This is a genomic window from Terrabacter sp. Soil810, from assembly GCF_001429645.1.
In the GTDB taxonomy this organism is placed as follows: Bacteria; Actinomycetota; Actinomycetes; order Actinomycetales; family Dermatophilaceae; genus Terrabacter.
In genome coordinates, this window is record NZ_LMSW01000011.1 from 895,033 (window position 1) to 920,774 (window position 25,742).

Genomic DNA, 25,742 nt, shown 5'->3' on the forward strand with positions numbered 1-25,742 from the left:
CCTGTGGTGCAATCTGCGCATGGTCACACCAGCCGGCCCTCGCGACGCGGGATCCCTGCGACCGCTCGACGCCCTCCTCACCGAGACGGACGACGTGCTGCGACGGGGGTCCCCGGCCGGCGCGCGCGTGTGGTCGACGGGCTTCCCGGCGCTCGACACCGTCCTGACCGGCGGCTTCCGCTCCGGTGAGCTCGTCCTGCTCGGTGGCCCGGCCGGGCACGGCAAGACGACGATCGGGCTGCAGCTCGCCCGCAACGTCGTCGCCGCGGGTGCGAGCGCCCTGGTGCTCTCCTACGAGCACGAGAGCCACACGCTGCTCGAGCGACTGATCTCGATGGAGGCCGCCGAGGGCGACCCCGGCGAGGTGGCCGGTGTCATCGACGTGCGCCACGCCCTCGAGACGGCCGTCCACGGCGGCTCGCTCGACGCGGTCCTCGGCGCCCTCCCCGGGGGCGGCCGCGCCCTCGCCGCGCTCAGCGGCTACGGCGACCGCCTCCAGATCCACGAGTCGTCCGGCGCGACGACGACGCTGGACACGGTCCGCGAGACCGTCGACCGCGTCACGGAGGCGACGGGCCAGGCGCCCTTCGTGCTGCTCGACTACATCCAGAAGGTGCCCGCCGACGGCGCCGAGGAGGACGAGCGGATCACCGCCGTCGCCGAGGGGCTCAAGGACCTCGCCCTGTCCGCGCGCGTGCCCGTCGTCGCGATCTCGGCCGCCGACAAGGAGGCGCTCGCCTCCGGCCACCGGATGCGCACCCACGACCTGCGCGGGTCGTCAGCGCTGGCCTTCGAGGCCGACGTCGTCCTCATCGTCAACGACAAGGTCGACGTCGTCTCCCGCGAGCACCTCGTCTACAACCTCGGCAACATCCAGCGCTTCCGCGGCTGGTCGGTCGTCAGCGTCGAGAAGAACCGCCACGGCAAGGCCCACGTCGAGCTCGAGTTCGCCAAGGACTTCGAGCACGGCCGGTTCCACACGGAGGGCCAGGAGGTCACCGAGCGCCTCATCGACGACCGGGTCTTCGTCTCCTGACCCGTCGCACCCGATGGCGTATGCCGTCCGCTCGGGTAGACAGTACGGTGGCGTCCGCGGCCCGCGGCGTCGCGCACGGGTGGCGTGACGGCATACCTCCTCGGTCCCGAGGGACCGGCGGGGCTAGCGGGTGACGACGGTGACGTGGAGGTCGTCGCGCTCGTCGGCGACCTGCTCGAGGATGTCGACGACGGTGTCGAAGGCGGTGCGGTCACGCGCGCGCAGCGACGCGGCGTGGTCCCAGACGAGCTCGATGGGCACGCCGCGGGGCGCGTCGAGGTCGCGGAGCGCGTCGAGCAGGGCGTCCCAGTTGTGCCCGAACCAGTCGGGCAGGTCGAGGCCCGTGGCGAACGCCTCGAGCACGCCCGCCTTGTCGTCCCCGCCGGAGACGACGCGTACGTCGTGGCCGAGCCAGACGAGCTGGGCGATGTGGTCGTCTGCCTCGCTGTGCCGGCCGAGGAACGTCGTCACGTGCCCTCCCTGATCCGGCTGAACGACGCGTAGTGGTCGTCGGTCCAGTATCTCTCGCCGCTGCTGCCGGTGATGATGCGGCGGGCCCCGCGGTCGTCGGATCCCGGTGTCACGACGGTGAACTCGCGGTAGTAGCCGCTCGTGTGCGGTGGTAGCAGCCGCTCGCGGTTGTCGAACGTCCGGTTGTCGCTGCGGGGGTAGGGGAACGGGCCGCCGGCGCGGATCAGGGCGAGCGTCTCCTTGGCCTGTGCGGGCAGGGCCGACTCGGCGACCCACGGCAGTCCCGAGACGGGGTCGGTGGCGCCGGACCCGGCGGTGCCGCTGACGGACGGGCCGGTCGCCGAGGCGTCGCGGGCCGAGGAGCCGGCCGGCGCCGACGGGCCCTGCGCGGCGCGCACGACGACCCAGCCCAGCACGACGAGCGCCACGGCGAGCACCCCGAGCAGCACCTGGCGCGAGCCGAGCGTCTTCACCTCGCCATCATGCCCGAGCAGGCAATGCCCCGAATCCGGTGACGGGACGGCCGTGCTGGGGGAGACTGCCGGGCGTGAGCCTTCTACGCGGCCTCTTCGGGGAGCGGGGCGGTCGACGCGACGAGCCGGCACCCGCGGTCGTGGCGCGCGACGTCGGCCACCGGGTCTTCATCGAGCGCGCTCCCGATGACGTCTGGCCGCACCTCGTCGCGCCCGGGCCGGGAGCCGAGCTCGGCGTCGACTGCGTGCGGGTGCTGGCCCTGCCGGCCGGCCCCGGCGGCCTGCCGGAGCTCGTCGGCGTGTGGCGGCGCTCGAACGGCCGGCTCTGGGTGGGCCTCAGCACCGTCGTCGACGTCGCGCACGGCGTGCGCGTCGTGTCCCGGACGGCGGACGGCCCGACGCTCGCCCTGACGACGACGGTCGAAGCGCTCGACGGCGGCTGCGTCGTCGCCCAGACGCTCGACGGCCTCGCGCCGACCGACCCCGTGGCGGAGTTCGCCCGGGCCTGGATGGCCCGGGCGCTCCTCGGTCTCAAGGCCGACGTCGAGGGCACCGCGCGCAGCCGGACGAGCGACCCGGTGTCCGACGAGCCGGTGCAGGCCGCGACGGCGAGCGGCTTCGTCGGACACGGCGCCGCCACGGCCGGCGGCCTCGGCGTGATACCCGTGCACGAGACGGCCTCGATCGAGGTCGCCGTCGCACCCGGCCGGCTCTGGGAGCTGCTCGCCCAGCCCTCGTCGGAGCGGCTGCTCAAGCCGTCGCTCGAGCAGCTCGTGCGCACCGAGCTCGCCGACGAGCCGGGACGCGAGCACGTGGTCGCCGTCCACCGCCATGACGACGGGCGGCGTGCATGCTCGGTCTCGCTCGTCGTCGAGGCGTCGGCGCCGACGCGGATCGTCGAACGGGACCTGACCTCGTCCCACGAGGCCGACGTGGTCACGACGATCGAGCCGTGCGAGGCCGGTGCCCGCCTGGCCGAGACCTTCACCGGGTGGCTGCCGGCCGGGCCGGGGCGCGTCGTCGACGGTTCCGGGATCGCCGCCCTCATGGGGACGCGGCTCGCGGTCGTCAAGAACCTCGCCGAGGCCGGCGTCGTCCCGCAGCGCGACCCTCGCACGGGCTTCCTGCCTCCCGGACAGGCGCCCGATCTGCCGCCTGACCTGCCGCCCGACTCGCCGCCCGACCTGCCGCCCCCGTCGGGCGCGCCGGCGGGCGGGGTGCCGGGGCCGCCACCCAGCCCGCCACTCGGCCCGCCACTCGGCCCGCCACTCGGCCCGCCACTCGGCCCGCCACTCAGCCCGCCGTCGGCGGACGGTGGGTCGCGTCCCGGTGCGGCGGCCCTCCCGGCGCACGTCGCCCTGCCCTCGAGCGTCCTGCTCCCACCTCCCCACGTCGCCGCGCCCGCGGCCGGCTACGACGTGGGGGAGTGGCTCGTCTGGGGCGACGACGCCTTCTACGCCGCGAGCGAGGCCAGCTGGTGGTGACGCCGCGCGCCGGCGATCGAGCACGAACGATCGGGTCCGCTGTCGGCGGACGGCGCTAGCGTCGGAGGATGCTCGAGACACCTGACGAGACAGCCGCGCTCCAGGTCCTGCTCGACGCCTCGCACGCCAGGGCGACGGGCCACCTGAGGAGCATCATCGACGACGACCGCACCCTCACCGCCGAGCAGCTCGTCGCGCTGCTCACCGGCATGAAGGTCCTCTCGGTCGCCACCGTCACGGCGTCGGGGGAGCCGCGCATCAGCGCCCTCGACGGCCACTTCCTCCACGGCACGTGGACGTTCAGCACCGCCGGCACGTCGGCCAAGGCCAAGCACCTCGAGACGCGCCCGGCCGTGAGCGTGGCCCACGTCGACGGGGAGGACCTCGCCCTCTTCAGCCACGGTTACGCCGAGCTCATGGCCCCCGGACCGGAGCGCGACGAGGTCGAGGCCCACTGGACGGCGCACTACGGCAGCAGCCCATGGTCGTGGGCTGACGACATCCGGATGTACCGCCTGCGCATGACCTGGGCCGTCGCCTACGCCTTCAAGCGCGACGAGCTCCTCCGGGCGAGAGGAGTGACCACCTGACCGCCGAGCGTGAGCCTGCGCGAGAATGCCGGGGTGACTGACACCTCGGCCCGCCCCCGCCGCATCGTCCTGCTCGGTTCGACGGGCTCGATCGGCACCCAGGCCATCGACCTCGTCCGGCGCAACCGCGACCGCTTCGAGGTGCTCGGGCTCTCGGCCGGCGCCAACCTCGACCTCGTCGCCGAGCAGGCCGTCGCGCTCCGCGTGCCGGTCATCGCGGTGGCGAGCGGGACGCACGACGACCTGGCCCGAGCGGTCGCCCGCGCTGCCGACGCGGCCGGCGTGACGGCATACGACCCCGAGGTGCTCGTCGGCCCCGATGCGAGCACGACGCTCGCCGCCCGTGAGGCCGACGTCGTCGTCAACGGGATCACCGGCGCCATCGGCCTCGAGCCCACGCTCGCGGCGCTGCGCGCCGGCACCACGCTCGCGCTCGCCAACAAGGAGTCGCTCATCATCGGCGGCCCGCTCGTCAAGGCCCTGGCGAGGCCCGGCCAGATCGTGCCGGTCGACAGCGAGCACTCCGCGATCGCCCAGTGCCTGCGCGGAGGTCGCGCCGACGAGGTGCGCCGGCTCGTCGTGACCGCGAGCGGCGGCCCGTTCCGCGGGCGCACGCGAGCCGAGCTCGCCGACGTCACTCCCGAGCAGGCGCTCGCCCACCCGAACTTCTCGATGGGCCGCGTCATCACGACGAACTCCGCGACGCTCGTCAACAAGGGGCTCGAGGTCATCGAGGCGCACCTGCTCTTCGACATCCCGTTCGAGCGCATCGACGTCGTCGTGCACCCCCAGCAGATGATCCACTCGATGGTCGAGTTCGTCGACGGCTCGACGATCGCCCAGGCCGGGCCCCCGCGGATGCTCGTGCCGATCGCGCTGGGCCTCAGCTGGCCCGAGCGCATCGCCGACGCCGACGTGCCCGTGGACTGGACGACGGCGCAGTCGTGGGACTTCGAGCCGCTCGACGACGACGCCTTCCCGGCCGTGGCGCTCGCCCGCCGGGTGGGGGAGGCGGGCGGCACGTGGCCGGCGGTCTACAACGCCGCCAACGAGGTCGCGGTCGACGCCTTCCACGACGGTCGCATCGGCTTCGTCGACATCGTCGACACGGTCGCGCACGTCGTCGACGCGTATGCCGCCGAGCCGGCCTCCCGGGTCACCGACCTGACGCTCGACGACGTCCTCGCCGCCGACTCCTGGGCCCGCGACGCCGCCCGGCGCACCATCTCGGGATGACCCCGGATTCGATGTGTTCCACGGTCACCGGTGACCGTGGAACACATCGAATCGGGAATCACAGGAAGTCGATGTGACAATGGAGGGGTGCTGTTCTTCCTAGGGGTCCTGGTCGTCGTCGTCGGCGTGGCGCTCAGCATCGCGCTGCACGAGATCGGCCACCTCGTGCCGGCCAAGAAGTTCGGGGTCAAGGTGACCCAGTACATGGTCGGCTTCGGCCCGACGGTCTGGTCGCGCAAGCGCGGCGAGACCGAGTACGGCCTCAAGGCGATCCCGCTCGGCGGCTACGTCCGCATGATCGGCATGCTCCCGCCGCGACCCGGTGACAAGCCCGGCGAGCTGCGCACCCTCTCGACCGGCCGCTTCAGCCAGATGGTCGACCAGGCCCGGGCCGACTCCATGGAGGAGGTCAGGCCCGGTGACGAGGACCGCGTCTTCTACAAGCTGAGCCCCGGCAAGAAGATCATCATCATGCTCGGCGGCCCGATCATGAACCTCATCATCGCGGCGGTGCTGCTCACCGGCGTCATCACGCTCTACGGGCTGCCCCAGGTCGCGCCCAAGGTCGGCCTCCTGTCGGCCTGCGTGCCGACCACCGCGCCGACGCTGCAGGTGCCGCAGCCGCAGTGCAAGCCCGGAGACCCCGTTGCCCCCGCCAAGGCCGCGGGCCTGCAGGAGCGCGACCGCATCGTCTCCGTCGACGGCACGGCCGTCAGCACGTGGGACCAGGTCACCGCGGCCATCCGCGACAACAAGGGACGCACGATGACGTGGGTCGTCCAGCGCGGCGACCAGCAGGTGCCGATCACGATCACCCCGGCCGTCCTCGACCGTGCCACCTACGACGACCAGGGCAACCCCGTCGCCAAGGACGGCAGGCCCGTGCTCGCGTCGATGGGCTTCGCCGGCATCACCCCCGGGCAGGAGCTCGTGCGGACCCCGATCGCGCAGGCGCCGGGCTTCGTCTGGGACCGCCTCGTCGACACCGCCTCGATCATCGTCAAGATCCCCGAGAAGATGACCGGCGTCGTGCAGGCGGCCTTCGGCTCGGAGGAGCGCGACCCCAACGGACCCATCTCGGTCGTCGGCGTCGGACGCATCGGCGGCGAGGTCGCGGCGCTCGACATCCCGGCCGACGAGGGCGGCAACTGGGTCAAGCTGGCCCAGCTGATCCTGCTCATCGCCTCGCTCAACCTCGCGCTCTTCGTCTTCAACCTCATCCCGCTGCTCCCGCTCGACGGCGGACACGTCGCCGGAGCCGTCTGGGAGGCGATCAAGCGAGGCTGGGCGCGACTGCGCCACCGCCCCGACCCGGGCTTCGTCGACGTCGCCAAGGGACTGCCCGTCGCCTACGGGATGAGCCTCGTCCTCATCACGATGTCCGTCCTGCTCATCTACGCCGACATCGTCAAGCCGATCAGGCTCTTCGGCTGAGCGACCCCTGCGAGCCCGGGAGTGGCACCTCCTCGGCTCCGGGCTCGGTGGGGCGCGACATAATGGCGCCATGAGCGTCTCCCTCGGTATGCCGCCCCTGCCCCCGCCGGTCCTCGCCCCGCGGCGACAGACCCGCCAGATCCAGGTCGGCAAGGTCGGTGTCGGGAGCGACTTCCCCGTGTCGGTGCAGTCGATGACGACGACTCCGACGACCGACATCAACGCGACGCTCCAGCAGATCGCCGAGCTGACCGCGTCCGGCTGCGACATCGTGCGCGTGGCCTGCCCCAGCCAGGACGACGCCGATGCGCTGCCCGCGATCGCCCGCAAGAGCCAGATCCCGGTCATCGCCGACATCCACTTCCAGCCGAAGTACGTCTACGCGGCCATCGACGCCGGCTGCGCGGCCGTGCGCGTCAACCCCGGCAACATCCGCCAGTTCGACGACCAGGTCAAGGAGATCGCGCGCGCCGCCAAGGACGCCGGCGTCTCCATCCGCATCGGCGTCAACGCCGGCAGCCTCGACAAGCGGATCATGGAGAAGTACGGCAAGGCGACGCCCGAGGCGCTCGTCGAGTCGGCGGTCTGGGAGGCGAGCCTCTTCGAGGAGCACGACTTCCACGACTTCAAGATCTCGGTCAAGCACAACGACCCCGTCATCATGGTGCGTGCCTACGAGCTGCTCGCCGAGCGGGGCGACTGGCCGCTGCACCTCGGCGTCACCGAGGCCGGCCCTGCCTTCCAGGGCACCATCAAGTCGGCGACGGCCTTCGGTGCGCTGCTCTCGCGCGGCATCGGCGACACGATCCGCGTCTCGCTGTCGGCCCCGCCCGTCGAGGAGGTCAAGGTCGGCATCCAGATCCTCCAGAGCCTCAACCTGCGCCCCCGCAAGCTCGAGATCGTCTCGTGCCCGTCGTGCGGCCGCGCCCAGGTCGACGTGTACACGCTCGCCGACCAGGTGACCGCCGGACTCGAGGGCATGACCGTGCCGCTGCGCGTCGCCGTCATGGGCTGCGTCGTCAACGGCCCGGGCGAGGCCCGCGAGGCCGACCTCGGCGTCGCGTCCGGCAACGGCAAGGGCCAGATCTTCGTCAAGGGCGAGGTCATCAAGACCGTCCCCGAGGCGCAGATCGTCGAGACGCTCATCGAGGAGGCCATGCGCCTCGCCGAGGAGATGGGCGAGCCGGTCGACGACGAGTCGGCCGGTGCCCCGAGCGTCACCGTCAGCTGAGGTGCGTGCCCCGGTCCGGTCGAGCGAGCGGTTCGCCGTCGTGCGCGACCTCGCCGAGCGCGTCGTCGCGCTGCGGCCGGGTGAGCGCGTGGCCGTGGCTGTCGACGGGTTCGACGGCGCGGGCAAGACGGTGCTCGCCGACCAGCTCGCCGAGGTGATCGGCGCGGTCGACCGTGCCCGCGACGTGCTGCGCGTGTCGATCGACGGCTTCCACCGCCCCCGGGCGCAACGGGTCGCCCGAGGCCGCGGCCCCGAGACCTTCTACGAGGACTCCTACGACTACGCCGCGTTCCGTCGCGCCGTCATCGAGCCGTTCCGTCGTGGCGAGCCGGTCACCACGGCCGTCAACGACGTGGAGGCCGACCGGCCGGTGCACCCCGAGCCGGTCGCGGTCGGACGCGACCCGGTGCTCGTCGTCGACGGCATCTTCCTCCAGCGGCCCGAGCTCGCCGACGTGTGGGACGCCGCGGTCTGGGTCGACGTGCCCTTCGAGGTGTCGGTGCCGCGCGGCAACGCCCGGTTCGGCGACGGCCACGACCCCGACCCCGACGCGGAGCCGAACCGGCGCTACGTCGGCGGCCAGCGGCTCTACCTCGCCGCGGTCGACCCGCGCGCCCGCGCGACGTGGGTCCTCGACAACACCGACCTCGAGCGCCCGGTGCTGCACCCACGGCGCTGAGCACGGCGGAGGTCACGGACAGCCCGTGACGGGGCTGGTGAAGCGCGCCGGGGTGACAGGGTGCCCGCGGGCAGGCACTCTTGGGTGGTGCTCCGCCAACGCCTCCCCGTGCGACCGCTGTCGGTGGCCGACCACGACGCCGCGCTCGAGGTGTGCGCGCGCGACCGGGTGGCCAACGCCTTCGTCGCGGCGCGCATCGTCGAGGGCTCGTTGCGCGCCTCGCCGGGCGCGCTCCTCGGCCACTGGGGCGACGGGGAGCTGCGCGGCCTCGCGTGGGTCAGCGCCAACGTCGTGCCGGTCGAGCTCGACGACGACGGGGTCACGGCCGTCGCGGCGCGGATCAGCCGCATGCGACGCCAGTGCGCCTCGATCTTCGGCCCGAGCGCGCAGGTCGGCGGCCTGTGGGACCGGCTCGGCCCGATGTGGGGACCGGTCCGCGCGATCCGCACCCACCAGCCGCTGCTGACGACGCGCGCCCGGCCCTCGGGCCTCGGCCTGACGCTCGACCCCGACGTGCGCCCGGCGCGCCTCGACGAGGTCGACCTCGTCCTGCCCGCGGCCGCCCACATGTTCACCGAGGAGATCGGCTACCCGCCGTACTTCGGCTCCGACCGCGGTTACCGGTCGAGCCTGGCCGCACTCATCCGCGCCGGCCACACCTTCGTCAAGGTCGAGGACGGCGAGGTCGTCTTCAAGGCCGACGTGGGCTCGCTCGCGCTGGGCTGCGCGCAGGTCCAGGGCGTGTGGCTGCACCCCAGGCTGCGCGGACGGGGGCTCTCGGTGCCGGCCATGGCGAGCGTCGTCGAGCAGGTGCTGTCGGGCCTGGCCGACGAGGTGTCGCTCTACGTCAACGACTTCAACGTCGCGGCCCGGGCGACCTACGAGCGCTGTGGCTTCCGCGAGGTCGGGGCGTTCACCACCGTCCTGCTCTAGCCTCACCGGGCGCCCAGCCTAGGGTGGGGCCCATGAAGACCGCCACGAACGCACCGCTCGGCAAGGACGCCATCGCCCTGGCCGGCCTCTTCCTCACCTCGGGCACCATGCACTTCGTGAAGCCCGAGCCGTTCGAGGCGATGGTGCCCCGGCAGCTGCCCTCGCGCCGGGCACTGGTGTATGCGTCCGGCGCACTCGAGATCGCTTGTGCCGTCGGCCTTTTCATCCCTCACACCCGTCGCGCCGCGGGACTCGCGTCCGCGGCCCTGCTCGTCGCCGTCTTCCCGGCCAACGTCACGATGACGGGCCAGGCCAAGCGCCGGCTCGACCGCGACCCCGACGACCCGAAGAAGCAGGGCTACCTCGCCGCCACCGTCGCACGGCTGCCGCTCCAGTGGCCGATGATCCGCGCCGCGCTGCGCGCCGGGGGTGTGGTGCGCTGAGGCGTCAGCCGCCGAAGGTGATGCTGATGCTGTCGCCCACCCGGCGGTAGCCCATGGCCTGGTAGATGGCGTTCGACGTCGGGTTGGCGAGGTCGGTGTAGAGCATGCACGACTCGCCCGCGTCGAGGCGCGCACGGCTGAGGGCCGCGACCACCCCGCTCGCGTAGCCCCGGCCACGCAGCGCCGGCGGCGTCCACACGCCCGAGATGCGGGTGACGCCGCCGTTGGCGGGGGAGGCGTACGCCATCGACACGGCGCGGCCGGCGTCCTCCCAGAGGCCGACCCGACCGTGCTCGACGTGCCGGGCGAGGGATGAGGCTGCCCGCCCACCTCCCTCGATGGCGTCGACGAACTGCTGGTGCCAGTCGTCGACGAGCGCGGTGTCGGCGCCGTCGGCCGGCCGGAAGGAGCCGCTGACCTCGAAGGGCACTCGCGGGCGCGTCGGCAGGTCGAAGCGACCCACCTCCATGACGACCGTCGTCGTCGCTCCCGTGCGGGTGGCCCACTCGTCGGCGAAGGCCTCGGCCGGCCCCCGCCGGCCGCCGACGCCCGGCAGCTCGTCGCCCTGGTCCGCGAGCAGCGCGGCGAGGTCGCGGGCCTCGTCAGCCGTAGCCAGCGCGATGTGGAGCGGGTGTGGCGGTGTGTGCATGACGGCGCCGACGAGCCGGTCAGCGTCGTCGGCGACCACCCACCAGCGCGGGCCGACGTAACGGCCCGGGTCGGCGACGAGGCCCTCCGTCACGCTCGCGACGACGCTGAGCGCCTCCGGCTCCTGCCGGACGAGACCGTCGAGACGTGCCCGGGCCTCGGCGGGGTCGGTGACCAGCGTGAACGTGGAGGAGGAGCGCGGCATACGACAACTCTCGCAAAGGTGGCGGGCCCGTCGCGAGCCGTTTCCGTGGCCGGCGGCCGGAGGCCGTCAGACGTGGGCGATGACCTCGGCGTGGGTCATCGCGAACCACGCGTCCGGGTGTCGCGACCAGGCGTGCCAGGCGTCGCTGATCTCCGCGAGCTCCTCGGGTGTCACGAGCCCGCGCTCGACGGCCTGCGTCGCAAAGGTCGACTCGAGCGTGCGCCGCGCCCATGTGCCGCCCCACCAGCCGCACTGCTCAGGCGTCGCATACGTCCACAGGGAGGCTGACGGCGTGAGGTGGGACAGGCCGGCGGCGTGCGCCCACGCGACGAGGTGGCGCCCGGCATCCGGCTCGGCGTGGTTGAGCCGTGCCAGGCGGCGGTAGAGCCCCAGCCAGCGCGTCATGCCCTCGGAGGCCGGGTGCCACGCCATCGAGGCGTAGTCGACGTCGCGCACCGCGACGAGGCCACCCGGGCGCGCGACCCGCGCCATCTCGCGCAGGGCCCCCACGGGGTCGGTGAGGTGCTGGAGCACCTGGTGGGCGTGGACGACGTCGAAGGACGCTCCGGCATACGGGAGCCGCATGACGTCGGCGAGCTCGAACCGCGTGCGATCGTCGCCACGCGCCGCAGCGAGGCGACGGGCCTGGTCGAGGGGGCCGTCGACGTTCTCGACACCGACGACCTGACCCGACGGGCCGACCGCCTCGGCGAGGTCGAGCGTGATCGTGCCGGGTCCGCAGCCCACGTCGAGGACTAGCAGGCCCTCGCGGAGGTGGGGGAGCAGGTACGCCGCCGAGTCGGCGGCGGTGCGCGCGCCGTGCGACGCGAGGACGCTCGCGTGGTGACCGTGGAGGTAGACGTCAGCCATGGGGGCGACGCTACGCCTCGCCCGCAGCGCGAGGCTGGAGCGTCCGGGGACGACGAAGGCCCGCCCCTGACGGGGCGGGCCTTCACCGAGCTTTCACCGAGACTGCGGTGACCGGGCGGACTCAGCTCACTTGGTGAGCGGGGCCAGCGTCGGGTCGTTCGCGTAGGCCTCGGCCGCGTTCTCCTTGGTCACGATGACCGGCGGCAGCAGGTTGGCCGGGACGACCTTGACACCGTTGTTGTAGGACTTGGTGTCGTTGACGGTCGGCGTCTGACCCTTCTGGAGGGCGGTGACCATGGCGATGGTCTCCTTGACGAGGTTGCGCGTGTCCTTGTTGATGGTGGAGTACTGCTCACCCGCCATGATCGACTTGACCGACTCGACCTCGGAGTCCTGTCCGGTCACGATCGGCACCGGCTTGGTGGCATCCTTGACCGACGTGATGACCGCGCGGGCCAGGGTGTCGTTGGGCGAGAGCACGCCGTCGAGCGCGGCGCTCGTGTAGTTGGCCGCGAGGAGCGTGTCCATGCGCTTCTGGGCGTTCTCGGCCTTCCAGCCCTGGGTCACGACCTGGTTGAAGTCCTTCTGGCCGGAGACGACCTTCAGGGTGCCGTCGTCGATCTTCGGCTGGAGCACCTTCATGGCGCCGTCGAAGAAGACCTGGGCGTTGGCGTCGTCGGGCGATCCGGCGAACAGCTCGATGTTGTACGGGCCGTTCGGCTTCTTCTTGGCCATGCCGTCGAGCAGGGCCTGGCCCTGCAGCTCGCCGACCTTGAAGTTGTCGTAGGCCACGTAGTAGTCGACCGCCGGGGTGTTCTTCACGAGGCGGTCGTACGCGATGACCATGGCACCGGCGTCCTTGGCGGCCTTGAGCTGGGTGCCCAGCTGCGAGCCGTCGATGGCGCCGACGACGATGACCTTGGCGCCCTTGGTGACCATGGCCGAGATCTGGTTCTGCTGCTCCGACACGCCACCGTTGGCGAACTGCACGTCGCCCTGGAAGCCGGCGGCGGACAGGCCGTCCTTGAACAGCTGCTCGGCGAGCACCCAGTTCTCCGACGTCTTCTGCGGCAGGGCGACACCGATGACGGCGTTGGCGGGGAAGCCCGCCGCGGCGGAACCACCGGATGCGCCCGGCGTCGTGCCGGTGTCGCTGTTCCGACCGCAACCGGTCAGAACAAGGGCGGCCACAGCCGTGACGCCCAGCACCTTGGTGAAGGTACGCATGTGCTCTCTTTCCTCTCATCGCGTCCGGGCGGAGCGCGGATTCTTCTCGGCCTCGGGCGGCGCCCGGGACCGCGTCTCGTGAGCTGAGCCCGTGGCTCAGCTGGACTGGCGGATGGTCTCGCTGACCGGGGTCGTCTCGGTCGCCGCGGACGGCGGGGGCAGGGCGGAGGAGTCGTCGTCGCTCCCGCCGCGTCGGAAGTTGCGGGTCAGCATGCCGAGGAGCGACACCCGGCCCTGCGACTTGTTGTAGACGTCGAAGGCCACGGCGACGAGGAGCACGAGGCCCTTGATCATCTGGGTCGCGTCCGCGCCGATTCCCTTGAGCTGCAGACCGTTGTTGAGCACGGCCATGACGAGACCTCCGACGATGGAGCCGACGACGGTGCCGACGCCACCGGTGACGGCAGCGCCGCCGATGAAGACGGCCGCGATGGCGTCGAGCTCCCACCCGACACCGTCGGACGGGCCCGACGCGGTGGACCGGGCCACGAAGATCATGCCGGCGAGGGCCGCCAGGATCGACATGTTCATCATGACGAGGAAGTTGACCTTCTTGCTCTTCACGCCGGAGAGTTCGGCCGCGTGGCGGTTGCCACCCACGGCGTAGATGTGGCGGCCGATGACGGTGCGGTTGGAGATGAAGCCGTAGACCAGCACGAGCACCGCAAGGATGATGCCGGAGATCGGGAACGACGTGCCGGGTCGGCCCGAGCCGAAGAGGAGCGTCGCCCCGATGATGGCGGCGCAGATGAGCCCGAGGCGCACCCACATGACCCATGCCTCCTCGACGTCCGCACCGAGCTTGACGAGGGCGCGGCGGCTGCGGAGGCTACCGACGACGATCCCGATCGCGAGGAGCAGGCCGATGAGGACCGTGAGGTTGTTGTAGCCGGTGTCGGGGCCGACCTCGGGGAGGTAGCCACCGCCGATGACCTGGAAGTCCTCGGAGACCGGCACCGAGTTGGACTTGCCGACGTACTGGTTGGCGCCGCGGAAGAGGAGCATGCCCGAGAGCGTCACGATGAAGGCGGGGATGCCGACGTATGCCGTCCACATGCCCTGCCACGCACCGACGAGAGCGCCGATGGCGAGTCCGAACAGGATGCCCATCCACCAGCTGAGGCCCCAGTCACGCATCGCGATGGCCACGCAGATGCCGACGAACGCCGCGACGGAGCCGACGGAGAGGTCGATGTGGCCGGCGATGATGACGAGCACCATGCCGATGGCGAGCACGAGGATGTAGGAGTTCTGCTGGAAGATGTTGATGACGTTGTCCGGCGTGAGCGTGAGCCCGTCGGTCCAGATCTGGAAGAAGATGATCAGCGCCACGAGGGCGAAGATCATGCCGAGCTGACGGGTGTCGCCACCGAAGATCTTCTTGACCTTGTCCATGGGTGCAGTCCTGGCTGTGTCGGGTGTGGATGGGGGAGGGGTGGGTGCCGGCGCGCGGGTCACGCGCTCTCGCGCGTCGTCGCCTGGGAGCCGCCGTGGGTCCGTCGCGTCATGAGGCGCATCAGGGACTCCTGGTCGGCCTCTTCGCGCGACAGCACGCCCGTGACGGCGCCCTCGGCGATCGTGTAGATGCGGTCGGACAGGCCGATCAGCTCGGGGAGCTCGGAGGAGACGAGGATGACGCCCTTGCCCTCCGAGGCCATGCGCTGGATGATCCCGTAGATCTCGAACTTGGCGCCGACGTCGATGCCGCGCGTCGGCTCGTCGAGGATGAGCAGGTCGGGCTCGGTGAAGAGCCACTTCGCGAGCACGACCTTCTGCTGGTTGCCGCCAGAGAGCTTCGCGACCCCTTCGTCCACGTTGGGAGCCTTGGTGCGCAAGGACTTCCGGTAGGACTCCGCGTAGTTGTACTCCTCGCGCTCGTCGACGACGAAGCCGCGGGTGATGCGCTGGAGCCGGGCCGAGACCGTGGTCCGCTTGATGTCGTCCAGGAGGTTGAGACCGAGGGTCTTGCGGTCCTCCGTGACGTAGGCGAGACCGGCGTCGATGGCGTCGGCGACGGACCGCAGCCGGATCTCCTTGCCGTCCTTGACGATGGTGCCCTCGACGTAGGTGCCGTAGGAGCGGCCGAAGAGGCTGCGCATCAGCTCGGTGCGCCCGGCACCCATGAGGCCGGCGAAGCCGACGATCTCGCCGCGACGCACGAAGAAGTCGCTGTGCTTGGCCACGAGGCGGTCGGGCACGCTCGGGTGGCGCACCGTCCAGTTCTTCACCTCGAAGAAGACCTCACCGATCTCGGGCGTGTGGTCGGGGAAGCGGGACTCGAGGTCACGACCGACCATGCCGCGGATGATGCGGTTCTCGTCGACCCCGTCCTCCTTGACGCGCAGCGTCTCGATCGACTTGCCGTCGCGGATGATGGTGATGGAGTCGGCGATCTGCTCGATCTCGTTGAGCTTGTGGCTGATCATGATGCAGGTGACGCCCTTGGAGCGCAGGCCCGCGATGAGGTCGAGCAGGTGCTGTGAGTCGCCCGCGTTGAGCGCGGCGGTCGGCTCGTCGAGGATGAGCAGCTTGACGTCCTTGGAGAGCGCCTTGGCGATCTCGACGAGCTGCTGCTTGCCGACGCCGATGTCGCGGATCTTGGTGTCCGGCTCCTCCTCGAGGCCGACGCGGGCGAGCAGCTCGCGCGCCTTGGCCCGGGTGGAGAGCCAGTTGATGACACCGCTCTTGGCCGTCTCGTTGCCGAGGAAGATGTTCTCGGCGATCGACATCTCCGGGATGAGGGCGAGCTCCTGGTGGATGATGACGATGCCGGCGTGCTCGCTGTCGCGGATGTTGTTGAACTCGCACACCTGGCCCTCGAAGTGGATCTCACCGTCGTAGGTGCCCGCGGGGTGCACCCCGGAGAGCACCTTCATGAGGGTGGACTTGCCGGCGCCGTTCTCTCCGCAGATCGCGTGGACCTCACCTCGGCGGACGGCCATCGAGACGTTCGAGAGCGCCTTGACTCCCGGGAACTCCTTGGTGATGTCCCGCATCTCGAGGATGACGCTGCCGGGCGTGTCGGCGGGGCCCGCCGCGGCGCCGGTGCTGTCTGCAGCCGATGATCCAGGAGCCGGGATGGAGGGGTCGCTCATCTGGTCGTCAACACTCCTTTGTGGTGTTTCGTGAGGCGCGGACGCCCTCCCCGATTGTTGCTCACCGTTCACCGGCGCGTGGCCGAACACCCCGGCGTGTTGTCACAAGGACGTCACGATGTCTGGACGAGTTCGAGCGCACCGCTGATCCGGCAGGCTCACTGAACACGCGGCGCTACTCGCGGGTCAAGTCCGTGACCGCTTCCTGTCCGGTCCGGACGGGAAGTGGACAGGACACGGGCCAACGGCGCATCCCGGGCGGCCGATATCCTGCCGGGGTTCCGCACCCGTGCGCGCCCCCGCGGCGGCGCTCGATGCATCCTGCACCACACGAGGAGTCCCGGTGGCCCTGCACATGTCGTCCCTGTTCCTGCGAACCCTTCGCGAGGACCCGGCGGACGCAGAGGTCCCGAGCCACCGGCTGCTCGTCCGGGCGGGCTACGTGCGTCGGGTGAGCCCCGGGGTCTACACGTGGCTGCCCCTCGGCCTGCGCGTGCTGCGCAATGTCGAGAAGATCGTCCGCGAGGAGATGGACGCCATCGGTGCCCAGGAGCTGCTCTTCCCGGCGCTGCTGCCCAAGGAGCCCTTCGAGGCGACCGGGCGCTGGACCGAGTACGGCGACAACATCTTCCGGCTCCAGGACCGCAAGGGGGCCGACCACCTGCTGGGGCCGACCCACGAGGAGATGTTCACCCTCACGGTCAAGGACCTCTACAGCTCGTACAAGGACCTGCCGCTCTCGATCTACCAGATCCAGACGAAGTACCGCGACGAGGCACGTCCGCGCGCCGGGGTGCTCCGAGGCCGCGAGTTCGTCATGAAGGACAGCTACTCCTTCGACGTCGACGTCGCCGGTCTCGACAAGAGCTACCAGCTCCACCGCGAGGCCTACATCCGGATCTTCGACCGCCTCGGCTTCCACTACGTCATCGTCGAGGCGATGGCCGGTGCCATGGGCGGCAGCAAGAGCGAGGAGTTCCTCGCGACGGCCGACGTCGGCGAGGACACCTACGTCCACTGCACGAGCTGTGGGTATGCCGCCAACGTCGAGGCCGTGCGCGTGCCGGCGCCCGACCCCCTCGGCTGGGACGGCGTGCCGGCCGCGCACGCCGAGGACACGCCCGACACCCCGACGATCGAGACGCTCGTGGCGCACCTCAACGAGCGCTTCCCGCGCGAGGACCGCCCGTGGGCCGCCGGCGACACGCTCAAGAACGTCGTCGTGACGCTCGTCCAGCCCGACGGCACCCGCGAACCGCTCGCCATCGGCGTGCCCGGTGACCGCGAGGTCGACGAGAAGCGTCTCGGCGCCCAGGTCGAGCCGGCCGAGGTCGACGCCTTCACCGAGGCCGACTTCGCCGCCCACCCCGGCCTCGTCAAGGGCTACATCGGCCCCGGCGCGCTCGGGCTCGAGGGCACGACCGGCATCCGCTACCTGCTCGACCCGCGGGTCGCCGAGGGCACGCGATGGGTCACCGGTGCCAACGTCGCCGGCCAGCACGTCATCGACCTCGTCGCCGGCCGCGACTTCGCCGCCGACGGCACCATCGAGGCCGCCGAGGTGCGCTTCGGCGACCCCTGCCCGAACTGCGACCACACGCTCTCGGGCGCGCGTGGCATCGAGATGGGCCACGTCTTCCAGCTCGGCACGAAGTACGCCGAGGCGCTCGAGCTCAAGGTGCTCGACCAGAACGGCAAGCTCGTCACGGTCGTCATGGGCTCCTACGGCGTCGGTGTCTCGCGGGCCGTGGCCTGCGTCGTCGAGGGCAACAACGACGAGGCGGGGATCATCTGGCCGCGCGAGCTCGCACCGGCCGACGTCCACATCGTCGCCGCCGGCAAGGACGAGTCCCTCTTCGTCAAGGCCGAGGAGATCGCCCGCGAGCTCGAGGTGCAGGGCCTGACCGTCCTCGTCGACGACCGCAAGGGCGTCAGCCCCGGCGTGAAGTTCAAGGACTCCGAGCTCATCGGCATCCCGACGATCCTCGTCATCGGTCGCGGCCTCGCCGACGGCACGGTCGAGATCAAGGACCGTCGCACCGGCGAGCGTCGCGACGTCGCCGTCGACGACGCCGTCGCCGCCCTGACCGCCGAGGTCACCGCGGAGGTCGAGCGCTCGTGAGCCCGGCCGACCTGCCCGTGCGGGCGGTCCTCTTCGACTGGGGCGGCACCATCACCCCCTGGCACGAGGTGGACTTCCACGCCACGTGGGGGGCGTATGCCGCCGGGCTCGGTCACACGGGCGACGCGCACGCCGCGTTCGTCGCTGCGATCTGCGCCGCAGAGGACGCGGCGTGGAAGCGCGGCCGCACCGGCGGCGGCAGCGCGCGCCTGCACGAGCTGCTCGAGTCGGTGGGCGTCGCGGAGGGGCACCCGGGCGCCGACGAGGCGCTCACGGCATACCGCGCCCTCTGGGAGCCCCACACGATCACGGCGCCGGGTATCCGTCCTCTCTGGGAAGGGCTGCGAGACAGGGGGATCCGCGTGGGCGTGCTGTCCAACACCCTGTGGGACCGCGACTACCACCGGTCGATCTTCGAGCGGGACGGCGTGCTCGACCTCGTCGACGTCGACGTCTACTCCAGCGAGACGCCGTGGGTGAAGCCGCAGCCCGAGATCTTCGCCCATGCCGCCCGTGAGGCGGGCCTCCGGCCGGGGGAGTGCGCCTACGTCGGAGACCGGTCCTACGAGGACGTCCACGGTCCGCAGCAGGTCGGCATGCGCGCCATCTGGGTGCCGCACTCGAGCATCCCGCTCGACCAGCAGGTCTCCCACGACGCGACGCCCGACGCCGTGGCGCACGAGATCGGCGACGTGCTCACCATCGTCGAGTCCTGGAACGCCCGCGCCGACGGTGCGGACGCGTGAGCGACCCGACCCTCACGACCCTCGCCTTCCTCGGGGCCGCCGCCTTCGTCGCGGGATGGATTGACGCCGTCGTCGGCGGGGGCGGCCTCGTGCAGCTGCCGGCGCTCCTCATCGGTCTCCCCGGCGCGTCGCCGGCGCAGCTGCTCGCGACGAACAAGTTCGGCTCGATCTTCGGCACCGCGACGAGCTCGGTCACCTTCTACCGGCGCGTGCGCCCCGACCTGCGCACCGCCCTGCCGATGGCGGGTGTCGCCTACGTCGGGTCGATCGGCGGCGCGCTCATCGGGCTGCACATCCCCAAGTCCGCGTTCAACCCCATCATCCTCGTGCTCCTCGTGCTCGTCGGGGCCTACACGCTCTTCAAGCCCGACCTCGGGAAGGAGTCGATCCGTCGCTTCCACGGCGCCAAGCACACCGTGCTCGCGATGCTGACGGGATTCACCATCGGGGTCTACGACGGCGCGCTCGGCCCGGGCACCGGCAGCTTCCTCGTGTTCGCCCTCGTCGGTCTGCTCGGCTACAACTTCCTCGAGGCGAGCGCCAAGGCGAAGATCGCGAACTTCGCGACGAACCTCGGGGCGCTCACGGTCTTCCTGCCGATGGGCCTCGTGCTCTTCAAGGTCGGCGTCGTCATCGCGGGTTTCAACCTGCTCGGCGGCTACGCCGGGGCCCGGACGGCGGTTGCGAAGGGGAGCGGCTTCGTGCGGGTCGTCTTCGTCGTCATCGTCAGCGCGTTCATCGTCAAGATCGGCGGCAGCCTCCTCGGCTGGTGGCCCTGACGGGACCCGGGGTCGCGGGCGTCACGCCGGCGTCACGCCGGCGTCAGGCGGGCGTCACGCCCGCGTCACGAGGAGGCGGCGGTAGGTGGGGATGAGGACGCCGTGGGCCGCCTCGCGGTCGACGACCGTCCACGGGCCGACCTCGGCGAGGGCGGCCAGGACGGCCCGCAGCTCGGCCCGGGCGACCGGCGCCCCGAGGCAGAGGTGCCGCCCCGCCCCGAACCACAGGTGCCGGTTGTCGGGCAGGTAGGGCCGGTCGAGGTCGAACGCTCCCGGTGCGGTGTTGGCCACGTACGTCAGGGCGAGCACCCGGTCGCCCGCCCTCAGGGTGCGACCGCCGACGGTGACGTCCCTCGTGACATGCCGACCGATGACCGGGGCCGGCGTCGTCACCCGCAGCCCCTCGCGGACGGCGACGTCGAGCAGGGCGTCCCGCTCCGTGCCCGTCGCGGCGGCGACCCGGGCCGCTTGCCCGGTGTCGGCGAGCAGCGCTGTCGTCCGGGCGATCGCGCTCGCCGCCGTCTCCGTGCCGGCGACGAGCAGCAGGGACGCCAGGCCCGTCGCCTCCTGCTCGGTGACCCCGAGCTCTCGGCAGCGACCGAGCACCGTGGTGCCAGCGGAGGATCGGTATGCCGCCGCGACCCCTGCGGTGAGACCGCCGAGGATGTCCTCGGCGCGGCGCACGGTGCCGGGGGACAGGGTCGTGTCGGACTGCGTGCCGAGGGCCAGCGCGGCGAGCTCCTCTCCACGGGCGAAGACGAGACGGTAGGCGCCCCAGCCGTCGTCGTCGAGGCCCGCCGCCGCGGCCTCGCGCGCGAACGTCGCTGCGTCGATGCCGAGCATCGCGACGACGAGCCGTCCGACGACGACCCTGGCGAGGTCGTCGACGTCGACGGCGTCGCCCTCGCGCAGGTGCCGCCGGGCCGGCTCGGTCACCGGACCGGCCGCCGCCGCGACGAGGTCGTGGGCCGCGGCGTCGGTGAAGAGGTCACGAGCCCGGGTGCGCAGGGAGTGGTGGCCGCGGCCGTCGAAGAGGTTCTCGACCCAGTCGCCCAGGACCTGCGACCAGAGGTGGCCGACGCCACCCTCCCCGAGCAGTGAGGTCGAGCGGTGGTCGACGAGCACCTGACGGATGAGCACGGGGTCACGCACGACCCACCCGAGGCGCGGCACCCGGACGATCCCGGGCCCGACGCGCGCGGCGGCGACGAGCAGCCCCAGTCGGGGGTCGGCCGACCGGATGACGCGACGCTCGTGGCGAGCGGCCGCCCGGTTCCCGGCACGAGCGGGACCGGCGACACCGAGGCCGGCGACACCCGGGCCGGACGCGCCGGGGTCGGGGTCGCGGGCCTGAGTACGTCGGCTCAGCGCGGGTGCCATGCGCTCACCGTAAACTGCCCGCACGGCTCCGGAGGGGCCGAGTCGCCGAGCCAGGGAGGGCCGCGGTCGCATGTCCAGTCGCCTGTCCAGCCGGATCGCCGGCGTCAGCGCCCACGTCGCCGAGCACGCCCTCACCGTCGAGGAGGTCGAGGCTCGGATCGTCCTCTCGAGCGAGGGTTTCGTGCCTCCCGTGGGGGTGCTCGGACGCCTGACGGGAGTGCGTCGCATCCACCACGCCGGTCCCGACGTCCAGGCCTCCGACCTGGCGGCGCGGGCGGCCCGCACGTCGTTGGCGTCGCTCGGTCTCGACGTCGCCGACGTCGACCTGATCGTCTTCGCCTCCGCGTCGCAGGACCTGGTCGAGCCCGCGACCGCACACATCGTCGCCGACCTGCTCGGCGCCCGGTGCCCGGTCATGGACGTCAAGAACGCGTGCAACTCCTGGCTCAACGGCGTCCAGGTCGCCGAGGCCCTCATCGCCATGGAGCAGTACGAACGCGTGCTCGTCGTCACGGGCGAGATGCCCTCGCGCGCAGCCCGGTGGAGCGTGCGCGACGCCCGACAGTTCGTCGAGTCGGTGCCCGGCTACACGATGAGCGACGCGGGCGCCGCTGCCCTCGTCGAGCGGGCCGCACCGGGTGCGCGGGGCGAGATCCTGCACCGCTGGTTCACGGCCGAGTCGCGGCACTGGTCGGTCGGACAGCTGCCCGCCGGAGGCACCCGGCACCCCCGCGACGTCGACAAGGGCTACTTCGTCATGGACGGGGCGCGGCTGCGCCAGGCCTTCGACAGCGTCGACGTCGAGGAGATCCACCGTGCGCTCAAGTCCGACGGTCTCGGCGTGGAGGACTTCGTCGCCGTCGCCGTCCACCAGGTCGCGATGCCCTACCTCGACGTCTTCGCCGCACGCCTGGGGCTGCGCCGGGACCTCGTCGTCGAGACGCTTCCCGACCACGGCAACTGCGCCTCGGCCACCCTGCCGCTGCAGTGGCAGCAGATCGAGCGGCGCGGCCTGGCCGAGCCGGGCCGGCCGGTGCTCCTCGTGGGCCTGGCCGGGGGCATCAGCGTCGGCACGATGGCGGTGCGATGGTGACCCCTCTCGCGCCGCTCGGGGCCGGCGGCGTCCGGCTCTGGGTCGTCGTCCCCGCCTTCAACGAGCAGGGCGGCATCGCACGCACGATCGCCGCCCTCGCCGCGCAGCGTGACCGCGACTTCCGCCTGGTCGTCGTCGACAACGCCAGCACCGACGGCACGGTCGCCGAAGTCGAAAGGGCCTGTGCGGCATACGATCTCGGCGTGACGATCGTCTCCGAGGCGCGCAAGGGGACCGGCGCGGCCTCCGACACCGGCGTGCGCCACGCGATCGCGCACGGGGCGACGCACGTGCTGCGCACCGACGCCGACACGCTGCCCGTCCGCGAGTGGACGGCCGTCGGTCGGCGCGCCTTCGCGGCCGGCGCCGACCTCGTCACGGGACCGATGCGGGCGCGCACCGACGAGGTGCGCCTCCACCCGTGGGAGCGCGTCGTCCTCCCGGGCGTCATCGGGATCTGCCAGACGTTCGGGCGCTTCCGTCCGAGCAACCGGTCGCCCGAGCTGCAGGGGCCCTACCGGATGAGCCCGGGCTGCAACATCGGCGTCAGCGCCGCGGCGTACGTGGCCAGCGGCGGCTTCCCGAGGACCGCCATCGAGGAGGTCCACGAGGACCGCGAGCTCGTCAACAGGGTGCGCCGCGTCAGCACCCGGGTCGAGCACCACCGCGACCTCGTGGTGCACGCCTCGGTGCGACGCCTGCGTGCCTACGGCCTGCGCAACACCCTGCGGTGGTACCTCGACCACGGCCACCGCCCCGACGTCGTCGACGTCCGGGTCGTCGCGTGAGGGCGTTCGCCCTGACCGACCCGGGCAGCCGCTGGGAGTCCCGGCTGGTCCGTTCGGCCCACCCGGTGGTCGCGCGTCTCGTCGACGCCGCCGTGTCCCGGAGAGGTGTCGTACGCGTGCCCGGCGTCGGCGTGCTCGTGGCCGACCCGCACGTGGCTCGGCAGGTGCTCACCGACACGCACGCCTTCGCGAAGAACGGCCCCGGCTCGTCGGGCGCGCTCTGGACGCCGGTCCTCGGTGACCGTGTGCTGCTCAACATGGAGGGCGACGACCACCACACCCTGCGGCGCTCGCTCGCGGACCTCTTCTCGCCGCGCGTGGTGCGCGAGGTCTGCGACGCCGCGGCGGGTCCCCTCGTGTCGCGAGCGGCCGACCGGCTGAGGGCCGGTGAGCAGGTCGACCTCGTCGGGCTGGCGCGCGAGGTGTCCGCCGCCGTGATCGGGGTGGTCGTCGGGCTCGACCCGAGCACTCCGCCGTCGGTGCTCCTGGCGGCGAGCGACGCCGTCGAGTCGTTGGTGACGTGGCGCACCCGCACCATCGACGACGCGGCGGTGCAACGGGCCCGCGCAGCACTCGCCGTCGTGCAGGACGCCGCCGAGTCCGCCCACGGCGCAGCGTCGCCCGACACCGTCATGGGCCGGCTGGCCCGGCAGGGCGCCTCGCTCGACGAGGCGCGCTCGCTCGCGGCCGCGCTCTTCCTCACCGGCACGGGCACGGTGAGCAGCGCGCTGCCTCGGATCGCCGGCCAGCTCGCCGACGCAGGCCTGCTCGAGCCCCGGGCAGCCGTCACGTGCGACGTCGACGAGGCCGTGGCGGAGGGCCTGCGCATGACGACCCCGAGCCTCGCGACCCTGCGCCGATGCGTCCGCTCGACCGACGTCGGAGGGCTCCGGCTCCGGGCCGACGAGCGCGTCGTCGTGCTGCTGTGGTGGGCGACGCGCCGGGTCGGGGGCTTCGAGCCGGGACGCCCCGCCACCGGCGACCTGCGCCACCTGTGGTTCGGGGCCGGCTCGCACTTCTGCCTCGGTGCGCCGCTCGCGCTGGCCGAGCTGCGGGCCATGACGGCGATGCTCCTCGACGTGGCGGGCGAGCAGGGGCTCGTCGTCACGTCGCGTCGCGCCGCCAGACGCGTCCTCGTGCCGAGATACGCCCACCTGACGGTGCGCAGCGGCCGGTCGGACCTGGCCACGAACGGCGGGCAGGCGGCATGACGGGCGAGGCCGACATCGTCACGACGCTCCTGGCGAGGGCGGCCGCCGAGCCGCAACGCGTGGCCGTCCGCGACCACCGGGGCCGGTCGGTGACGTACGGCGAGCTCGGCACCGATCTCACGGCCGTGGCCGCGCACCTCACGACCCACGGGCTCGTGCGGGGCGACGGGGTCCTGCTCGCCGTCCGCCCCTCGCCGCGTGCCGTGGCCGCGGCCCTCGGGGTCGTCCTCGCCGGGGGAGTCGTCGTCGTGGCCGACCCCGGTGCCGGGCAGGCCCTGCTCGACGTGCGTCGTCGCACTGCGCCGGTCCGCGCCGCGGTCGCCGACACCGTCGTGCACGCCGCCACTCGACGCCCCTTCTCGACCGTGCTCGCCCGTCTGCCCGCCACGTCGGGCCTCCAGCTGCCTGACCTCTCGGCGCCCGGCCTCGTGCACGTCGTCACCGGCCCGCGGCTGCCCGGGGTGCCGCGCTCGGCGACCCGCTGGGAGCACCTGCCACGGTCCTCCACCCCGCCTGGGGTGGGTGACCCCGCACGTGATGCGCTCGTCGTCTTCACGTCGGGCTCGACCGCGGCGCCGCGTGCCGTGGTCCACACCCTGGCATCGCTGTCGGCGGGGGTCCACGCCGCCGTGTCGGCCCTCGGGCTCGACGCGGGCGCCGTCGTGCACACCGACCAGCTGATGATCGGCCTGCCCGGTCTCGTGGCCGGGGCCGTCTGGTCGCTCCCACCGGTGACGGCGTCACCGGCAGCGTGGCTGCGCCAGGCCGGGCGGGAGTCTGCGACCCACGCGTACGCCGTCCCGGCCAAGGTGCTCGCGGCAGCCACCCACGGACTGCCGCCGTCCCTCCGGCACGTCGCCATGGGTGGGGCTCCCGTGCTGCCGGCCACCGTGCGACGTCTGGCCCGCCTCGCGCCCGGCGTGGACGTGCGCGCCGTCTACGGGCTCACCGAGGCGTTGCCCGTGGCCGTCGCCACCGGCGACGAGGTGCTCGCGTCACCGGTCGCTCGCACGAGCCTGGGTCGCCCGCTGCCCGGCGTATCGGTGCGCATCGACGCCCCGGGTTCCGAGGGGGTCGGCGAGATCGTCGTGCGTGCCCCGCAGGCACGGCAGCGTCTCGCGGGGGAGCGGCCCGACGACGAGGTGCGCACCGGCGACCTGGGCGAGCTCCTTCCTGACGGCACGCTCCTGCTCGCCGGGCGGGCCAAGAACATGATCATCCGCGGCCAGACCAACATCTACCCCGAGCTCGTCGAGCCGCTCCTGCTCGAGCGGCTCTCGGAGCACGTCCGGGACTGCGCGCTCGTCGGCGTGCCCCACCCGGTCACGGGCGACGAACGCGTCGTGCTCGCCGTCGTCCCCGTGCGAGGCGTCACCGAGCGACTGGCACGCGAGGCCAGCCGCCTCGTCCACCGTGCCTGGCCGGCGCTCGCCGACGAGGCCTGGCGCCCCGACGACGTCGTCGTCGTCGAGTCGGTGCCCCGTCGCGGCCGCTCCGGGGCCCTCGACCTGGAGGCGCTGCGGGCGCTCGTCACTGACGGCCGGGTGGGCACGGCGCCATGAGGGTCG

Annotated in this window: 24 protein-coding genes; 16 read left to right on the forward strand and 8 right to left on the reverse strand. The window is 72.4% G+C overall.

Going from position 1 to position 25,742, the window contains the following annotated elements:
• The first annotated feature begins 19 nt into the window (after window positions 1–19).
• Complete coding sequence (locus ASG96_RS10050; protein WP_056753968.1) at window positions 20–1,036, forward strand: DnaB-like helicase C-terminal domain-containing protein; 1,017 nt, start codon at window positions 20–22, stop codon at window positions 1,034–1,036.
• A 123-nt stretch (window positions 1,037–1,159) separates the two neighbouring features.
• Here ASG96_RS10050 and ASG96_RS10055 read toward each other — a convergent pair whose 3' ends face one another.
• Window positions 1,160–1,507 carry a barstar family protein gene (locus tag ASG96_RS10055; protein WP_056753971.1) on the reverse strand — a complete coding sequence of 116 codons (348 nt, stop codon included), beginning with the start codon at window positions 1,505–1,507 and terminating at the stop codon, window positions 1,160–1,162.
• A complete protein-coding gene (locus ASG96_RS10060) occupies window positions 1,504–1,980 on the reverse strand; it encodes a ribonuclease domain-containing protein (RefSeq protein ID WP_057587859.1) in 477 nt (158 codons plus the stop codon). Before ASG96_RS10060 ends, ASG96_RS10055 begins: the two co-directional genes overlap by 4 nt.
• 74 nt (window positions 1,981–2,054) lie before the next feature.
• On the opposite strand from ASG96_RS10060, the gene ASG96_RS10065 reads away from it, so the two are divergent.
• The 8 genes from ASG96_RS10065 to ASG96_RS10100 all read left to right on the forward strand — a co-directional run bounded on the left by ASG96_RS10065 (window position 2,055) and on the right by ASG96_RS10100 (window position 10,010).
• Entirely contained in the window at window positions 2,055–3,464 is a 1,410-nt protein-coding gene (locus ASG96_RS10065) for a hypothetical protein (protein WP_157610767.1), read from the forward strand.
• A 68-nt stretch (window positions 3,465–3,532) separates the two neighbouring features.
• Window positions 3,533–4,054: a pyridoxamine 5'-phosphate oxidase family protein gene (locus ASG96_RS10070; RefSeq protein ID WP_056753981.1), complete on the forward strand. Its 522-nt coding sequence runs from the start codon at window positions 3,533–3,535 to the stop codon at window positions 4,052–4,054.
• Window positions 4,055–4,087: 33 nt separating this feature from the next.
• On the forward strand, window positions 4,088–5,290 hold the full coding sequence (gene dxr / locus ASG96_RS10075; RefSeq protein WP_056754728.1) for a 1-deoxy-D-xylulose-5-phosphate reductoisomerase: 1,203 nt from the start codon (window positions 4,088–4,090) through the stop codon (window positions 5,288–5,290).
• An 87-nt stretch (window positions 5,291–5,377) separates the two neighbouring features.
• Entirely contained in the window at window positions 5,378–6,724 is a 1,347-nt protein-coding gene (locus ASG96_RS10080; RefSeq protein ID WP_056753985.1) for an RIP metalloprotease, read from the forward strand.
• A 70-nt stretch (window positions 6,725–6,794) separates the two neighbouring features.
• Window positions 6,795–7,955, forward strand: a complete 1,161-nt coding sequence (gene ispG / locus ASG96_RS10085) for a flavodoxin-dependent (E)-4-hydroxy-3-methylbut-2-enyl-diphosphate synthase (protein WP_056753988.1) — start codon at window positions 6,795–6,797, stop codon at window positions 7,953–7,955.
• A gap of 1 nt (window position 7,956) precedes the next feature.
• On the forward strand, window positions 7,957–8,634 hold the full coding sequence (locus tag ASG96_RS10090; RefSeq protein ID WP_056753990.1) for a hypothetical protein: 678 nt from the start codon (window positions 7,957–7,959) through the stop codon (window positions 8,632–8,634).
• An 87-nt stretch (window positions 8,635–8,721) separates the two neighbouring features.
• Window positions 8,722–9,567 (forward strand): GNAT family N-acetyltransferase, encoded by an 846-nt coding sequence (locus ASG96_RS10095; RefSeq protein ID WP_235506439.1) that lies wholly within the window; start codon window positions 8,722–8,724, stop codon window positions 9,565–9,567.
• A 32-nt stretch (window positions 9,568–9,599) separates the two neighbouring features.
• Window positions 9,600–10,010 (forward strand): MauE/DoxX family redox-associated membrane protein, encoded by a 411-nt coding sequence (locus tag ASG96_RS10100; RefSeq protein WP_056753995.1) that lies wholly within the window; start codon window positions 9,600–9,602, stop codon window positions 10,008–10,010.
• A gap of 4 nt (window positions 10,011–10,014) precedes the next feature.
• Here ASG96_RS10100 and ASG96_RS10105 read toward each other — a convergent pair whose 3' ends face one another.
• The 5 genes from ASG96_RS10105 to mmsA all read right to left on the reverse strand — a co-directional run bounded on the left by ASG96_RS10105 (window position 10,015) and on the right by mmsA (window position 15,956).
• Window positions 10,015–10,863, reverse strand: a complete 849-nt coding sequence (locus ASG96_RS10105; RefSeq protein WP_056753998.1) for a GNAT family N-acetyltransferase — start codon at window positions 10,861–10,863, stop codon at window positions 10,015–10,017.
• A 66-nt stretch (window positions 10,864–10,929) separates the two neighbouring features.
• Entirely contained in the window at window positions 10,930–11,733 is an 804-nt protein-coding gene (locus ASG96_RS10110) for a methyltransferase domain-containing protein (RefSeq protein WP_057587861.1), read from the reverse strand.
• Between the two features lie 126 nt (window positions 11,734–11,859).
• Window positions 11,860–12,960, reverse strand: a complete 1,101-nt coding sequence (locus ASG96_RS10115; RefSeq protein WP_056754005.1) for a sugar-binding protein — start codon at window positions 12,958–12,960, stop codon at window positions 11,860–11,862.
• A 96-nt stretch (window positions 12,961–13,056) separates the two neighbouring features.
• Complete coding sequence (gene mmsB / locus ASG96_RS10120; RefSeq protein WP_056754008.1) at window positions 13,057–14,355, reverse strand: multiple monosaccharide ABC transporter permease; 1,299 nt, start codon at window positions 14,353–14,355, stop codon at window positions 13,057–13,059.
• Between the two features lie 59 nt (window positions 14,356–14,414).
• Window positions 14,415–15,956, reverse strand: a complete 1,542-nt coding sequence (mmsA, locus tag ASG96_RS10125; RefSeq protein WP_056754732.1) for a multiple monosaccharide ABC transporter ATP-binding protein — start codon at window positions 15,954–15,956, stop codon at window positions 14,415–14,417.
• Between the two features lie 442 nt (window positions 15,957–16,398).
• Here mmsA and ASG96_RS10130 point away from each other — a divergent pair, with 442 nt between their 5' ends.
• The 3 genes from ASG96_RS10130 to ASG96_RS10140 are packed head-to-tail and all read left to right on the forward strand — an operon-like array spanning window position 16,399 to window position 19,702.
• Window positions 16,399–18,177, forward strand: coding sequence for a proline--tRNA ligase (locus ASG96_RS10130; protein ID WP_056754011.1), 1,779 nt, complete (start codon window positions 16,399–16,401; stop codon window positions 18,175–18,177).
• Window positions 18,174–18,923, forward strand: coding sequence for an HAD family hydrolase (locus ASG96_RS10135; protein ID WP_056754015.1), 750 nt, complete (start codon window positions 18,174–18,176; stop codon window positions 18,921–18,923). The genes ASG96_RS10130 and ASG96_RS10135 overlap by 4 nt, the downstream gene beginning before the upstream one ends.
• Window positions 18,920–19,702, forward strand: coding sequence for a TSUP family transporter (locus tag ASG96_RS10140; RefSeq protein ID WP_056754018.1), 783 nt, complete (start codon window positions 18,920–18,922; stop codon window positions 19,700–19,702). Before ASG96_RS10135 ends, ASG96_RS10140 begins: the two co-directional genes overlap by 4 nt.
• 54 nt (window positions 19,703–19,756) lie before the next feature.
• On the opposite strand, the gene ASG96_RS10145 is transcribed toward ASG96_RS10140, so the two are convergent.
• Complete coding sequence (locus ASG96_RS10145) at window positions 19,757–21,082, reverse strand: cytochrome P450 (protein ID WP_057587862.1); 1,326 nt, start codon at window positions 21,080–21,082, stop codon at window positions 19,757–19,759.
• 70 nt (window positions 21,083–21,152) lie between these two features.
• On the opposite strand from ASG96_RS10145, the gene ASG96_RS10150 reads away from it, so the two are divergent.
• From ASG96_RS10150 to ASG96_RS10165, 4 genes are read left to right on the forward strand one after another with little or no spacing between them, the layout of a single operon-like run.
• Complete coding sequence (locus tag ASG96_RS10150) at window positions 21,153–22,175, forward strand: 3-oxoacyl-ACP synthase III family protein (RefSeq protein ID WP_057587863.1); 1,023 nt, start codon at window positions 21,153–21,155, stop codon at window positions 22,173–22,175.
• The gene (locus ASG96_RS10155) at window positions 22,169–22,963 is read left to right on the forward strand and encodes a glycosyltransferase (RefSeq protein WP_056754027.1); all 795 of its coding nucleotides are present in this window, start codon (window positions 22,169–22,171) and stop codon (window positions 22,961–22,963) included. The genes ASG96_RS10150 and ASG96_RS10155 overlap by 7 nt, the downstream gene beginning before the upstream one ends.
• Complete coding sequence (locus ASG96_RS10160; RefSeq protein ID WP_157610768.1) at window positions 22,960–24,174, forward strand: cytochrome P450; 1,215 nt, start codon at window positions 22,960–22,962, stop codon at window positions 24,172–24,174. The genes ASG96_RS10155 and ASG96_RS10160 overlap by 4 nt, the downstream gene beginning before the upstream one ends.
• Complete coding sequence (locus tag ASG96_RS10165; RefSeq protein ID WP_057587864.1) at window positions 24,171–25,736, forward strand: class I adenylate-forming enzyme family protein; 1,566 nt, start codon at window positions 24,171–24,173, stop codon at window positions 25,734–25,736. Before ASG96_RS10160 ends, ASG96_RS10165 begins: the two co-directional genes overlap by 4 nt.
• Window positions 25,737–25,742 lie beyond the last annotated feature (6 nt).

Bases quoted from the DNA above. Each gene is read 5' to 3' on its own strand.
- ASG96_RS10050 (WP_056753968.1), top strand. From the start codon at position 20: ATGGTCACACCAGCCGGCCCTCGCGACGCGGGATCCCTGCGACCGCTC.
- ASG96_RS10070 (WP_056753981.1), top strand. From the start codon at position 3,533: ATGCTCGAGACACCTGACGAGACAGCCGCGCTCCAGGTCCTGCTCGAC.
- ispG (WP_056753988.1), top strand. From the start codon at position 6,795: ATGAGCGTCTCCCTCGGTATGCCGCCCCTGCCCCCGCCGGTCCTCGCC.
- ASG96_RS10100 (WP_056753995.1), top strand. From the start codon at position 9,600: ATGAAGACCGCCACGAACGCACCGCTCGGCAAGGACGCCATCGCCCTG.
- ASG96_RS10105 (WP_056753998.1), bottom strand. From the start codon at position 10,863: ATGCCGCGCTCCTCCTCCACGTTCACGCTGGTCACCGACCCCGCCGAG.
- ASG96_RS10110 (WP_057587861.1), bottom strand. From the start codon at position 11,733: ATGGCTGACGTCTACCTCCACGGTCACCACGCGAGCGTCCTCGCGTCG.
- ASG96_RS10115 (WP_056754005.1), bottom strand. From the start codon at position 12,960: ATGCGTACCTTCACCAAGGTGCTGGGCGTCACGGCTGTGGCCGCCCTT.
- mmsB (WP_056754008.1), bottom strand. From the start codon at position 14,355: ATGGACAAGGTCAAGAAGATCTTCGGTGGCGACACCCGTCAGCTCGGC.
- mmsA (WP_056754732.1), bottom strand. From the start codon at position 15,956: ATGCGGGACATCACCAAGGAGTTCCCGGGAGTCAAGGCGCTCTCGAAC.
- ASG96_RS10145 (WP_057587862.1), bottom strand. From the start codon at position 21,082: ATGGCACCCGCGCTGAGCCGACGTACTCAGGCCCGCGACCCCGACCCC.
- ASG96_RS10150 (WP_057587863.1), top strand. From the start codon at position 21,153: ATGTCCAGTCGCCTGTCCAGCCGGATCGCCGGCGTCAGCGCCCACGTC.
- ASG96_RS10155 (WP_056754027.1), top strand. From the start codon at position 22,169: ATGGTGACCCCTCTCGCGCCGCTCGGGGCCGGCGGCGTCCGGCTCTGG.
- ASG96_RS10165 (WP_057587864.1), top strand. From the start codon at position 24,171: ATGACGGGCGAGGCCGACATCGTCACGACGCTCCTGGCGAGGGCGGCC.